The organism is Novosphingobium rosa NBRC 15208 (genome assembly GCF_001598555.1).
Taxonomy (GTDB): Bacteria; Pseudomonadota; Alphaproteobacteria; order Sphingomonadales; family Sphingomonadaceae; genus Novosphingobium; species Novosphingobium rosa.
Genome location: NZ_BCZE01000077.1, coordinates 22,375 through 34,768 on the forward strand (window position 1 = coordinate 22,375; position 12,394 = coordinate 34,768).

Genomic DNA, 12,394 nt, shown 5'->3' on the forward strand with positions numbered 1-12,394 from the left:
GCAAAATCCTCTAGGGGGCGCCCATGAGCTGGCTCAATCGTGTTCGCAATTCGCTCTCCTCGCTCGGCGCGGCGAAGGAGCAGATCCCCGATAATCTCTGGATCAAGTGCCCCAATTGCGGGGAGATGCTGTTCACCAAGGATTACGAGGCCAACCTTTCCGTCTGCCCGCGTTGCGACCATCATGGCCGCATCGGCACCGACGCACGCCTGTCGCAGATCCTCGACGCGGGCTTCCAGTTGCTGCCGAGCCCGCGCGTCAAGGACGACCCGCTGAAGTTCCGCGATTCGAAGAAGTACACCGATCGCCTCAAGGCCGCCCGCGCCGCCAATCCGCACCACGATGCGCTGACCAACGCGCTGGGCACGATTGACGGCCACCGCGCGGTGGTGGGCGTGCAGGACTTCTTCTTCATGGCCGGATCGATGGGCGTGGCCGTGGGCGCCGCCTTCGTCTCGGGCGTGGAGCGCGCGATCAAGGAACGCGCGCCCTACATCATCTGCACCGCCGCCGGTGGCGCGCGCATGCAGGAAGGCATCCTCAGTCTGATGCAGATGCCCAAGGCCACGGTGGCCCTGCGCCGCCTGCGCGCGGCGGGTCTGCCCTATATTGTGGTGCTGACCGATCCCACCACCGGCGGCGTCACCGCCAGCTATGCCATGCTGGGCGACATCCATATCGCCGAGCCGGGCTGCCTGATCGGCTTTGCGGGCCAGCGCGTGATTCAGGACACGATCCGCGAAAAGCTGCCCGAGGGCTTCCAGCGCGCCGAATATCTCCACGCCCATGGCATGGTCGATATGGTGGTGCGCCGCCCCGAGCTGAAGGCCACGCTGGCCATGCTGCTGTCCTACATGTGCAACAAGGCGGCCTGATTCCGCCGTTCTCAACGCCTTCGAAAGCCTGACCCAGATGCGCGATTTCGCCACCTCCGATCATCCCGGCGTGGCCGCGCAGCTGGCTCGGCTGGGTGCCCTCACCCTGCCGGAAGGGCGGCTGGGGCTGGAGATCATCCACGCCCTGCTGGGGGCTCTGGGCGATCCGCAGCATCGCCTGCCCCCGGTGTTCCATGTCGCGGGCACCAATGGCAAGGGCAGCACCTGCGCCTATCTGCGCGCCATGCTGGAAGCGCAGGGCCTGCGCGTCCACAGCGCCACCAAGCCGCATCTGGTGCGCTACAACGAGCGCATCCGCATCGCGGGCGAGCTGATCTCCGATGAAGCACTCGCCAACCTGCTGGAGCGCGTGCTGGATGCCGCCGAAGGTCTGGGCGCGGATTATGCCCCCAGCTTCTTCGAGGTGACCACCGCCGCCCTGCTGCTGGCCTTTGCGGAAAACCCCGCCGATGCCTGCGTGATCGAGGTCGGCCTTGGCGGCCGGCTTGACGCCACCAACGTCTTCACCCGGCCCGCCGCCTGCGGCATCGCCACGCTGGGCATCGACCATGAGGCCTTCCTGCTGCGGCCGGAAGAGGGCGCGCCCGAAGAGCCCCTGACCCGCATCGCCTTTGAAAAGGCGGGAATCGCGCGCAAGGATTCCCCGCTGGTCACCCAGCCCTACCCCTATCACGCCGCCGCCGAGGTGAAGCGCATCGCCGCCGCCGCCGGCGCGCCGCTGTTCATGCGTGGCGAGGGCTGGGATGCCGCCATTGCCGAAACCATCGCCTATCGCGACGAACAGGGCGACCTCACCCTGCCACTGCCCACGCTGGTGGGACTGCATCAGGCGGAGAATGCCGCTCTGGCCGTCGCCATGCTGCGCCATCAGAGCGCGGTCATCGTCAGCCCCGAAGCCATGGCCAAGGGCATCCGCCGCGCCAAATGGCCCGCGCGGCTGCAACGCCTCGGCAAGGGGCCGCTGACCGAACTGGCCGGGCGCCGGGAAATCTGGCTCGATGGCGGGCATAATCCCGATGCGGGCCTCGCCATTGCGCGGCATTTCGCCCATCACGCGCCGGTGCATCTGGTGCTGGGCATGCTGGCCAATAAAGATCCTGCCGCGCTGCTCAAGCCTCTGTCGGACTGTCTTATCAGCGTCTCGGTGGTGCCAGCGCCCGGTCACGACGCCCATCGACCCGAGGATTTCGCGGGCCATACCACCCTGCCCGTCGCGGCCTTCCCCGATGTGGCGCAGGCCATCGCCGCCCTGCCGCCCGAGGGCGATGTGCTGATCGCGGGTTCGCTCTATCTGGCGGGCGAGGTGCTGCGTCTCAACCGCGAGTTTCCCGATTAATCGGGCTTGGCGGCGCGTGCCTTGCGCGCGTCATGCGCCCATTCGGTCAGCACGAAGACCGTGGTGATGACGCCGGTCAGCGCGGTGATGCGGAACACCGGGCCATAGCCATAATGGTCGAAGGCCTCGCCCGCCACGCCGCGCCCCAGCGTGCCCACCAGCGACACCATGGACGAGAGCAGCGCATACTGGATCGCCGTATAGCGCCGGTCCACCTGCGAGGAGAGATAGGCGACGAAAGCCGTCAGCGCCATGCCGGTGGAAATGTTCTCATAGCAGATGGCGATCAGCAGCCGCAGCATCGGGGCGTCAGCGCCCAGTGACGCGGCGAACACATCCAGCCGCGTGGCGTGTGAAAAGGCATCCAGCCCGCGCGCGCCATCGGCCAGATCGGCATAGAGCAGATTGCCCAGCGGCGGCAGGATCGCGCCCAGAAACACCGTGGGGAAGCGGCCCACCTTGGTGAAGAGATAGCCGCCCAGCGAGATGCCCGTCATCGTCATGATGATGCCGAAGATCTTGGAGGCGAAGGCCACCTGATCCTTGGTGTAATGCATCTGCTCGAGATAGAAGGGATAAGCGAAGCTGGCCCAGATGTTGTAGCACAGCGCATAGGTCAGGATAAAACCGAGCAGGCTGAGTACCCACCAGCCGCGCCGCGAGACCAGCTCCTCCAGCGGCGAGATCAGCGCGGAAAAGGCATGATCGCCCACCGCACGCAGCAGCCCGGTGCGCTCCACGGGCACCGAAACGCCCTGCCGCCGCAGCCGATGCGCCAGAGCGGCCACGATCATCGGCATCACCACCGTCGCCACCACGATCAGCGGGCCCTGCGTGCGGGTAAAATCGCCCACCGAGAGCGGTTTGGCGCCGGGCGCCAGCGGCGAGAGCATTGCCACCATGAATCTGACGATGCTCACCACCGCCCAGCCCCAGCACAGCAGCACCACGCCCAGCAGCGCCGTGCGCAGCCTGGGCGCCAGCCAGCCATCGCCCGCGATATCGGCGGCGACCGCGCCCTCGGGGCGTTCGGTACTGTCAGGCGCGACGCTGCACAGGGCGGAGGTCAGCGCCAGCACGCCGGCCATCACCATAAAGACCTGGGGCCAGCTCATCCGCGCCGCCATGAACAGCGCAAAGGCGCCGCCCACGATGGACGCCGTGCGATAGCCGAACTGATAGAGCGCCGTCAGCAATTCGAGCGGCGTGTCCTCATCCGCCGCCTCGATCCGCCAGCCGTTGATGGCGATGTCCTGCGTGGCCGAGGCAAAGGCGCAGACGAAGGCCACCAGCGCGAAAGGCCCGATGGCCACCGCCGGATTCATCAGCGACAGCGCCAGAATCCCCGCCACCAGCACGGCCTGGCAGGGCAGGATCCAGCCTTTGCGCCGCCCCAGACGGTGCAGGCCGGGCAGCCGCACCCGGTCCACCAGCGGCGCCCAGAGGAACATGAAGGAATAGCACAGGCCGATCCACGACAGCACGCCGATGGTCGCCAGCTTCACCCCCACCTCGCCCAGCCAGGCGTTGAGCGTGCCGATCAGCAGGGCAAAAGGCAGGCCGCTGGCAAAGCCCAGCCCCAGCATGCAGGCCGCCTTGCGGGTGGCAAGCGCCGCGCGCAGCAGCGCCAGTCCTTTCGGGCGAGCAGGCTTTTGTGTGGTGTCTGAGGCGGTGCTGGCCATGAATTGTCCCTGATTGAGCCACCAGACTAGGCAAGGCAGCCCCGCAAGGCCAGAGGTGATGCCATCATGGCACACGCAAAGGTGTGCATGGTTTTGACCTTCGGGCTTAAGCGGCGTAAGGGGCGCCTCATGGCATTTACCCCCAAACCTCCTCGCGGCCCGGGCCGCCCGTCTCGTCCTGCCCGCCCCGCTGGTAAAAGCGGCGCTCAGCGCTATGGCGCCCCCCGTGCGCGCGATGAAAGCGCAGCCCCCGAAAAACGCCAGCGCGGCACGTTGAAACCCGTCGCCAAGGGCGAAGGCTGGAGCCCGGACACCACGCCCGAAACCCGCCTCGACGATCGTCGGGGGCGCGGCGGACGCGATGATCGCGGCGGCGACCGTGGCGGCCAGAAGAAGGCCGCCTGGGGCGACCGCACCCGCGAGCGCCATGATGCCCAGCGTGGCGAGGGCCGTGGACGTTCGGGAGGCGGCTTCGGCGGGCGTGATGAGCGCGCCGGTGGCGAACGCCCGCGCGGCGCGTTTGGCGATAAGCCGCGCGGCAACTTTGGGGACAAGCCCCGGGGCGACTTCGGTGACCGCCCTCGCGGCAACTTCGGCGACAAGCCGCGCGGTGGCTTCGGGGATAAGCCTCGTGGCGACTTCGGCGACCGCCCGCGCGGCAACTTCGGCGACAAACCGCGCGGTGGCTTCGGGGATAAGCCCCGTGGCGACTTCGGCGACAAGCCCCGCGGTGACTTCGGCGACCGTCCTCGCGGCAACTTCGGTGACAAGCCTCGCGGCGATGATCGCCGTGGCGGCTTTGGCGGCGAACGCAAAGCCTCCTTCGGAGACAAGGCCCGCGCCCGCCGCGCCGATCAGCGCGAAGAGCGCGGCGAACGCAGCTTCGGCGGTCCCCGCACTGGCGGCTTCGAGCGCCGCGACGAGCGCCCGCGTGGCGGATTCGGCGGCGGTTTCGGCGATCGGCCCCGTCAGGACCGTGGCCGCATTCATTCCGATCGCGACACCCAGCGCGAAGAGCCCACCCCCTATCAGCGCATCGCCAGCCTTCAGGATTTCGCCATCGATCCCGAGGGTGAGCGCATCGCCAAGCTGCTGGCCCGCGCCGGCATCGCCAGCCGCCGCGAGGTGGAGCGCATGATCGTCGACGGGCGCGTGGCGCTCGATGGCGAGCTGGTGCTCACGCCCGTCACCATCCTGACCTCGCTGAAAGGCCTGACCGTGGATGGCAAGCCGGTCGATGAGCCCGAAGTGGGCCGCCTCTGGGCCTTCCACAAGCCCGATGGCCTGATCACCGCCGAGCGCGATCCCGCCGGCCGCCCCACCATCTACAACGCGCTGCGCAATGCGCTGCCGCCCGGCACGCCGCGCCTGATGCCGGTGGGCCGCCTCGACATGAACACCGAAGGCCTGCTGCTGCTCACCAATGATGGCGAGTTGAAGCGCGCCATGGAACTGCCGTCGAGCGGCGTGCCGCGCACCTATCGCGCCCGCACCTTCGGCGACATCAGCCAGCCGCAGCTTGAAGAGCTGATGCAGGGCATCGAGATCGACGGTTTCCAGTATGGCCCGATCAACGCCAATATGGAGCGCCGCACGGGCCGCAACCAGTGGATCGAGGTGACGCTGACCGAAGGCAAGAACCGCGAAGTGCGCCGCGTGCTGGAGCATCTGGGGCTGCAGGTCAGCCGCCTGCTGCGCATCGCCTATGGCCCCTTCCTGCTGGGCGATCTGCCGCGCGGCGCGGCTGTGGCGCTGCCGCAGAATGTGGTCGAGCAGTTCCGCAAGGGGCTCAAGGCCTGATGCGGATCGTGGCCGGGCAATGGCGCGGGCGCAAGCTGCTCGCGCCCGAGGGCGATACCACCCGTCCCACCGCCGACCGCACGCGCGAGACGCTGTTTTCCATGCTGACCTCGCGCCTCGGCAGCTTCGAAGGGCTGCGCGTGGCGGATCTGTTCGCAGGGTCGGGCGCGCTGGGGCTGGAGGCTCTGTCGCGCGGGGCGGCCCATGCCATGTTCGCCGAGCAGGATCCCAAGGCAATCCGCGCGATTCGCGGCAACATCGCCAATCTGCATGCGCAGGCGGAATGCGATGTGCGCGTGGGTTCGGTGATGGCGCTGGGCGTGTCCAAGCAGCCTTACGATCTGGTCCTGCTCGATCCGCCCTACAAGACCAGCGCGGGTGTCGTCGCCATCGACAAGCTGCGCCGTCTGGGCTGGATGCATGACGGCACCTGGGTCTGCATCGAGACCGAGGCGCGCGAAGCGCCGCGCGTGCGCGGCTTCGAGGTGATGGCCGAGCGCGTGGTGGGCAAGGCCTGCCTCACGCTGATGCGCCCGGAACCGAGCGAAACCCCTGCCGAAACGAAGGCCGAGGCTTAAGCCACCACGACTTAAGCCACCATAAGGCGGGCGCGCTGGCCGCGCGCCCAGCCGATGCCGATCAGCGTGACCACACCTGCCACGGCGGGCAGCAGGCCGATGTAATTGCCCATATGGCGGTCCACCAGACTCTGGGCCAGACCGGGGGTGAAGGCGCCGCCGATGATGCCGCCCGCGTTAAAGGCCATCGAAATCCCCGAATAGCGCACGGAAACCGGGAACAGCTCGGTGAGCCAGCCGGTCAGCGGGCCATAGGACATGCCCATCACGAACAGCGTCACCGACAGGGTGACAAAGGCGATGCCCAGATGCCCCGAGGACAGGCCCGCCCAGAAGAACAGCCCGATCACCGCGCCAAGCCCCGCGCCCCAGGCCAGAACCTTGCCTTCGGAATAGCGGTCCGACCAGATGGCGGCGGCGATGATCCCGGCGGTCAGGAACAGATTGGCGGCCAACTGCACGGCGAGGAAATTCTGCCGCCCATAGCCCAACGGCCCCGCGCCCTGCGCCAGCGCAAAGGCGGTGGAGAGGTAGAACAGCGCAAAACACGCCACCACGCCAGCGCTGCCCGCCAGCAGCCCGCGCCAGTGGTCGCTGAGCAGCACGCCCAACGGCACGGCGGGGGGCGCCTCATGCTTGAGCGCTTCCTGAAACTCGGGGGTTTCGGCGATCTTCAGGCGCACCCACAGGCCGATCGCCACCAGCAAGGCCGAGAGCAGGAAGGGCACGCGCCAGCCCCAGGCCTTGAAATCGGCATCGCTCATGGTGAGCCCAAGGATCAGGAACAGGCCATTGGCGCAGAGGAAGCCCACCGGAGCGCCCAGCTGAGGCGCGCAGCCAAAGCGCGCCTTCCAGCCCGGAGGCGCATATTCCACCGCCAGCAGCGCCGCCCCGCCCCACTCGCCGCCAAGGCCAAAACCCTGACCGAAGCGGCAGATGCACAGCAGCACCGGCGCCAGCAGCCCGGCTTGCGCGTAAGAGGGCAGAAACGCCACCGCCACCGTGGAGGCGCCCATCAGCATCAGCGAGGCGACCAGCGTGGACTTGCGCCCGATCCTGTCCCCGAAATGGCCGAAAGCGATGGCGCCCACGGGCCGCGCGATGAACGCGCCGCCAAACACCATGAAGGCCGCGATCTGCTGCACAGAGGCATCGAATTTGGGGAAGAACATCGGCCCGAAGACCAGCGCCGTCGCCGTGGCGAAGACGTAATAGTCGTAGAATTCCACCGAGGTGCCGACAAGGGCGGCAAGCAGAATACGGGCGTTCTGACGCAGGGGATGGGGCTGGGTGCCGAGGGGGGTATGCATCCGCCCTCGCTCCATCCACGGCGGCGCTTTGTCAATGCGAAAAGGGCACCGCAAGCGCGATGCCCTTTTCATTTGTTACCGATTGCTGCGCTTATCGGCCGCCGGGATTGCGGCAGTTGTCCTGCACGCGGGCCGAGCAGACCGGATAGCTCTTGTTCATGGCATCGGCGGGGGGAGCGCTCAGCGCGCCGGCATAAGGCCCGGCATGATAGCCCGGATCATTGGGCTGGGTGGCGGGCACGGGGTCATTGGCGGCGGCAGGGTCGGCGCTGGCGGCCACGGGCTCATCGCCGCGCGGATTGGCCTGAACCTGAACAGTGCCCTGAGCATGGGCGGCACCAGAAAGCGCCGAACCCATCAGCAGCAAAGGCAGGGCTGCATAAGACATGATACGCATCGGGGTTACTCCATCTCAAATCTGTGCGACTCGATCCCGGTCGGTGTCCCGAGCCTGTTTTGTCGCACGGCCGCCATGATCCGGCCCTGAATGCACCGTTCATCAGGCGTTATCGGTTGCCAGACTCGCGCCTGTTCCCTAGGCGTTCCCATGTGACTGATACCATGCCCTCTCCCTACGCCACCGAGCCCGACTGGCTTGCCCGCCTCAACCCGCCCCAGCGTGAGGCGGTGCTGACCACCGAGGGCCCCGTGCTGATGCTGGCGGGCGCGGGCACCGGCAAGACGGCGGCGCTGACGGCGCGTCTGGCCAATCTGGTGGCGCTGCGGCTGGCTTGGCCTTCGGAGATCCTCTGCGTCACCTTCACCAACAAGGCGGCGCGGGAGATGCGCGAGCGGGTCGGCCATCTGATCGGCCCGGCGGTGGAGGGCATGCCATGGCTGGGCACCTTCCACGCCATCGCCGCCAAGATGCTGCGCCGCCATGCCGAACTGGTGGGGCTGCAGAGCAACTTCACGATTCTGGATACGGACGACCAGCTTCGCCTGCTCAAGCAGCTGATTCAGGCCGAGGGCGTGGATGACAAGCGCTGGCCCGCCAAGCTGCTGGCCGGCTGCATCGACCGCTGGAAGAACAAGGGCCTGGCCCCCGCCGATGTCGATGCCTTCGAGAGCGAGGCTTACGCCAACGGCAAGGGCCAGCATTTCTACCGCCTCTATCAGGCGCGGCTGCTGGCGCTCAACACCTGCGATTTCGGCGATCTGCTGCTGCATATGCTGACCATCTTCCGCCAGCACCGCGATGTGCTGGAGGAGTATCAGCGCCGCTTCAAATACATCATGGTGGACGAATATCAGGACACCAATTCGGTGCAGTATCTCTGGCTGCGCCTGCTGGCCATGGCGCGCCACAACATCTGCGTGGTGGGTGACGATGACCAGTCGATCTATTCATGGCGCGGCGCGGAAGTGGCCAACATCCTGAAGTTCGAGCAGGATTTTCCCGGCGCCAAGGTGATCAAGCTGGAGCAGAACTATCGCTCCACGCCGCATATCCTTGCCGCCGCCTCGGGCCTGATCCGCGAGAACAGCGAGCGCCTCGGCAAGACGCTGTGGACCGAGGCCACCGGCGGCGACAAGCTGCGCGTGATCGGCGTGTGGGACGCGCCCGAGGAAGCGCGCCGCGTCGGCGAGGAAATCGAGCGCCTGCAGCGCGAGGGCCTGCCCCTCACCAAGGTGGCCATTCTGGTCCGCGCCCAGTTCCAGACGCGCGAGTTTGAAGACCGGTTTATCTCTATCGGCCTGCCCTATCGCATCGTCGGCGGCTTCCGCTTCTATGAGCGCGCCGAAATCCGCGATGCACTGGCCTATCTGCGCCTGATCGCCCAGCCCAATGACGATCTGGCCTTCGAGCGCATCTACAACACCCCCAAGCGCGGCCTTGGCGACAAGACGCTGGAAAAGCTGCACCGCTTCGCCCGCGCCGCCAACATCCCCCTCGCCCTCGCCGCGATCCAGATCTGCGACACCGATGAGATCCCCGCCCGCGCGCGCGGCACCATCCTGGCTCTGATGCGCAACTTCGCCCGCTGGCGCGATGAGGAGAAGGTCAACAGCCCGGCCAATCTGGCGCGCATGATGCTCGACGAATCGGGCTACACCGGCGCGCTGCAGGCCGAAAAAAGCGCCGAGGCCGCCGGGCGTCTGGAAAACCTCTCCGAACTGGTGCGCGCCATGGAGGATTACGAGGACCTTGGCGCTTTCCTCGAGCATGTCTCGCTGGTGATGGACAATGACGCCAACGAGGATGCGGAGAAGGTCACCATCATGACCATCCACGCCGCCAAGGGTCTGGAATTCGACCATGTTTTCCTGCCCGGCTGGGAGGAAGGCGTGTTCCCCTCGCAGCGCTCGCTGGACGAAGGCGGGCTGGCCTCGCTGGAGGAAGAGCGCCGCCTCGCCTATGTGGCGATCACCCGCGCGCGGCGGCTCTGCACCATCCTGCATGCCGCCAACCGGCGCATCTATGGCCAGTGGACCAGCTCCATTCCCAGCCGCTTCGTGGCCGAACTGCCCAAGGACCATATCAACGAGGAATCGAGCCTGACCGGCGGCGCCAGCATGTGGCGCGCCCAATGGAGCGAGCGCGACGACCCCTTCGCCCACCTCGCCCGCGACAAGCCCGAGCGCAGCCAGAGCCGCGGCCCCGGCTGGCAACGCGCCGCCACGCAAACCTTCGACACCACGCCACGCCGCATCCCCGAAAGCACCCGCAGCGCGGCCAGCTTCGCCACGAAAGCCCGCTTGGACATTCGCCCCGGGGACCGCGTCAGCCACGACAAGTTTGGGGATGGTGTCGTTGCCGCGCAGGACGGCAACCGGCTGGAGATCGATTTCGAGACCGCCGGGCGCAAGCGCGTGCTGGACAGCTTCGTGCGGAAGGTGGGTTAGCACCGTCGGGCAAGGTCCGGCGGCCTAACCATTTCCTCATGCCTTGCCTTTAAAAAGGCGGCATGGCCCATCCCGCGACCACGCCGCCCCCGATCACACCCTCCGCGATCACGCCGCGCATGTCGCTCTGGCTGGATGCCATTCGGGCCGCCGCCGCGCTCGCCGTGATGGCCGGCCATGGCGTGCAGCAGGGGCTCTACAGCGGGCCATGGCCCTTCTCGATCGCGCTTCAGCAGAATGCCATGGTGGTCTTTTTCGTGCTCTCCGGCCTGATGATCGCGGGCAGCACTGACAGCAAGCCCGCCAGCGCCGCCGATTATGCGCTGGCCCGCATGCTGCGCATCCTGCCGGTGGCGCTGCCCGCGCTGGCGCTGTCACTGCTGGCCGCCGCATGGGCCCAGAGCCGGGGCGTGAACCTTGGCGATCCGGACACCTCCGCCACCATGCCGCTATGGCCCGACACGCTGCGGGCCATGCTCTTCCTCAGCGACAGCTGGCATCTGGGCCTGTGGTACAATCCGCCATGGTGGTCGCTGTGCTACGAGGTGTGGTTCTATGCCCTGTTCGGCGCGCTGACCTTCCTGAAAGGCGCCAGGCGCATCGCCACCGTTGCGGTGATGGCGCTGGTCGCCGGGCCCAACATCCTGCTGATGCTGCCGGTCTGGTGGACGGGGGTGTGGATCGCCCGCAACCCGGCCCTGTGGCGCATGACGCGCGCGCAGGCCTGGCTCCGGCTATGGTTGAGCATCGCCATGCTGGGGGTGCAGCCGCAGATCGCCGTGCCAATGCAGAAGGTGTTTGTTCTGGCGGCCCCATGGGCGCTGGGCCATGCGCTTTATGCGCCCAGCTATCTGGTGCTGGCTCTGGCGCTGGCGCTGGGCCTGACCGGGCTAAGCCATCTGGCCGATAGCGCCCTGCCCGACATCACCCGCCTTGCCGGTCCGGTCCGGCGCGCGGCGGGCATGTCCTTCTCGCTTTATGTGCTGCACTGGCCGCTGATCGGCGTGCTGAAAATCCTGCACATCGCCGCCGGGGCCAACATCTTTGCCTATGCCGCGCTGCTGGCCATCATCGTGGCGGCCAGCACCCTTTTCGCCATGGCGACAGAAGCGCAGCGGCCCGCCCTGCGCGCCCGGATCGCAGCCTTCAGGGCGCGCCGCCCGACCATGGCCGCAGCGGCGTCCTGACCGGTTGGTCGGCGCGGGCTAAGCCTTAGCCCGCCCGGCCTCAGTCGAGCGCGGAAACGCCCAGGAATTCAGGGATCGGGCCGTTCCATTCGCCCGGCTTGCTCGGCGGATCGTCATTCTGCCAGCGCGAGCGGCGGTCGTCCTGACGACCACGGCTGCGATCGTCGCGGCGAGCATCTTCACGGCGCGGAGCCTCGCGGCGCGGTTCGTCACGATAACGATCCTGACGTTCAGCCTGACGCTCTGAACGACGCGGCGCCTCGCGAACAGGCTCCTCGGCGCGAACCTCTTCACGCGGCGTTTCGGCCCTGCCGCCACGCGGCGCGTCGGAATTGCCACCACGCGGCTTGCGCTCACGGGTCTTCTTTTCCGCAGCGGGCTTCTCGGCGGAGGGCTTGCTCTCGCGCTTCTCGCGCACCGGCTTCTCCTCATCCGAGCTGCCGCCCAGATCGACCTTGATCTCGGGGATCGCGCCGCCGGTCAACTTCTCGACATTGGCGATCGCCTCGGCATCCTCGCTGGAATAGAGCGTGAAGGCCCGGCCCGTCGCGCCGCCGCGCCCGGTGCGCCCGATGCGGTGGACATAATCGTCCGGATGCCACGGCGTGTCGAAATTGAAGACGTGCGAAACGCCCTTCACGTCGATGCCGCGCGCCGCCACATCGCTGGCGACCAGAATGTTGATCGTGCCCGCCTTGAAACGGTCCAGCTCGGCGATGCGGCTCGACTGGTCCATGTCGCCATGGATTTCGCCCGCC

At 67.5% G+C, this 12,394-nt stretch carries 10 protein-coding genes; 6 read left to right on the forward strand and 4 right to left on the reverse strand.

The annotated features are described in order from the left end of the window. The first annotated feature begins 23 nt into the window (after positions 1–23). Both accD and SR3_RS24405 read left to right on the forward strand, forming a co-directional pair. Entirely contained in the window at positions 24–875 is an 852-nt protein-coding gene (accD, locus tag SR3_RS24400; protein ID WP_068091854.1) for an acetyl-CoA carboxylase, carboxyltransferase subunit beta, read from the forward strand. 37 nt (positions 876–912) lie between these two features. Then, positions 913–2,232: a bifunctional folylpolyglutamate synthase/dihydrofolate synthase gene (locus SR3_RS24405; protein WP_068091855.1), complete on the forward strand. Its 1,320-nt coding sequence runs from the start codon at positions 913–915 to the stop codon at positions 2,230–2,232. On the opposite strand, the gene SR3_RS24410 is transcribed toward SR3_RS24405, so the two are convergent. Further along, the gene (locus SR3_RS24410) at positions 2,229–3,914 is read right to left on the reverse strand and encodes an AmpG family muropeptide MFS transporter (RefSeq protein ID WP_068091858.1); all 1,686 of its coding nucleotides are present in this window, start codon (positions 3,912–3,914) and stop codon (positions 2,229–2,231) included. The genes SR3_RS24405 and SR3_RS24410 overlap by 4 nt on opposite strands. 129 nt (positions 3,915–4,043) lie before the next feature. Between SR3_RS24410 and SR3_RS30875 the strand changes: the two genes are divergently transcribed. Next, positions 4,044–5,714, forward strand: coding sequence for a pseudouridine synthase (locus tag SR3_RS30875; RefSeq protein WP_084455884.1), 1,671 nt, complete (start codon positions 4,044–4,046; stop codon positions 5,712–5,714). After that, positions 5,714–6,292 (forward strand): 16S rRNA (guanine(966)-N(2))-methyltransferase RsmD, encoded by a 579-nt coding sequence (rsmD, locus tag SR3_RS24420; RefSeq protein ID WP_068091860.1) that lies wholly within the window; start codon positions 5,714–5,716, stop codon positions 6,290–6,292. Before SR3_RS30875 ends, rsmD begins: the two co-directional genes overlap by 1 nt. A gap of 11 nt (positions 6,293–6,303) precedes the next feature. On the opposite strand, the gene SR3_RS24425 is transcribed toward rsmD, so the two are convergent. After that, entirely contained in the window at positions 6,304–7,602 is a 1,299-nt protein-coding gene (locus SR3_RS24425) for an MFS transporter (RefSeq protein WP_068091863.1), read from the reverse strand. 91 nt (positions 7,603–7,693) lie between these two features. After that, positions 7,694–7,999, reverse strand: a complete 306-nt coding sequence (locus tag SR3_RS24430) for a hypothetical protein (RefSeq protein WP_068091865.1) — start codon at positions 7,997–7,999, stop codon at positions 7,694–7,696. Positions 8,000–8,163: 164 nt separating this feature from the next. Here SR3_RS24430 and SR3_RS24435 point away from each other — a divergent pair, with 164 nt between their 5' ends. Together SR3_RS24435 and SR3_RS24440 are read left to right on the forward strand one after the other, a co-directional pair. Next, the gene (locus SR3_RS24435; RefSeq protein ID WP_068091868.1) at positions 8,164–10,449 is read left to right on the forward strand and encodes an ATP-dependent helicase; all 2,286 of its coding nucleotides are present in this window, start codon (positions 8,164–8,166) and stop codon (positions 10,447–10,449) included. Between the two features lie 62 nt (positions 10,450–10,511). Beyond that, positions 10,512–11,636: an acyltransferase family protein gene (locus SR3_RS24440; protein WP_068091871.1), complete on the forward strand. Its 1,125-nt coding sequence runs from the start codon at positions 10,512–10,514 to the stop codon at positions 11,634–11,636. Positions 11,637–11,676: 40 nt separating this feature from the next. Here the strand turns inward: SR3_RS24440 and SR3_RS24445 are convergent. Further along, the coding region (locus SR3_RS24445; RefSeq protein WP_169805702.1) for a helicase-related protein at positions 11,677–12,394 on the reverse strand (718 nt) is incomplete at its 5' end.

Excerpts from the sequence above, each read along its gene's own strand:
- accD (WP_068091854.1), top strand. The coding sequence starts at position 24 with ATGAGCTGGCTCAATCGTGTTCGCAATTCGCTCTCCTCGCTCGGCGCG.
- SR3_RS24405 (WP_068091855.1), top strand. The coding sequence starts at position 913 with ATGCGCGATTTCGCCACCTCCGATCATCCCGGCGTGGCCGCGCAGCTG.
- SR3_RS24410 (WP_068091858.1), bottom strand. The coding sequence starts at position 3,914 with ATGGCCAGCACCGCCTCAGACACCACACAAAAGCCTGCTCGCCCGAAA.
- SR3_RS30875 (WP_084455884.1), top strand. The coding sequence starts at position 4,044 with ATGGCATTTACCCCCAAACCTCCTCGCGGCCCGGGCCGCCCGTCTCGT.
- rsmD (WP_068091860.1), top strand. The coding sequence starts at position 5,714 with ATGCGGATCGTGGCCGGGCAATGGCGCGGGCGCAAGCTGCTCGCGCCC.
- SR3_RS24425 (WP_068091863.1), bottom strand. The coding sequence starts at position 7,602 with ATGCATACCCCCCTCGGCACCCAGCCCCATCCCCTGCGTCAGAACGCC.
- SR3_RS24430 (WP_068091865.1), bottom strand. The coding sequence starts at position 7,999 with ATGCGTATCATGTCTTATGCAGCCCTGCCTTTGCTGCTGATGGGTTCG.
- SR3_RS24435 (WP_068091868.1), top strand. The coding sequence starts at position 8,164 with ATGCCCTCTCCCTACGCCACCGAGCCCGACTGGCTTGCCCGCCTCAAC.
- SR3_RS24440 (WP_068091871.1), top strand. The coding sequence starts at position 10,512 with ATGGCCCATCCCGCGACCACGCCGCCCCCGATCACACCCTCCGCGATC.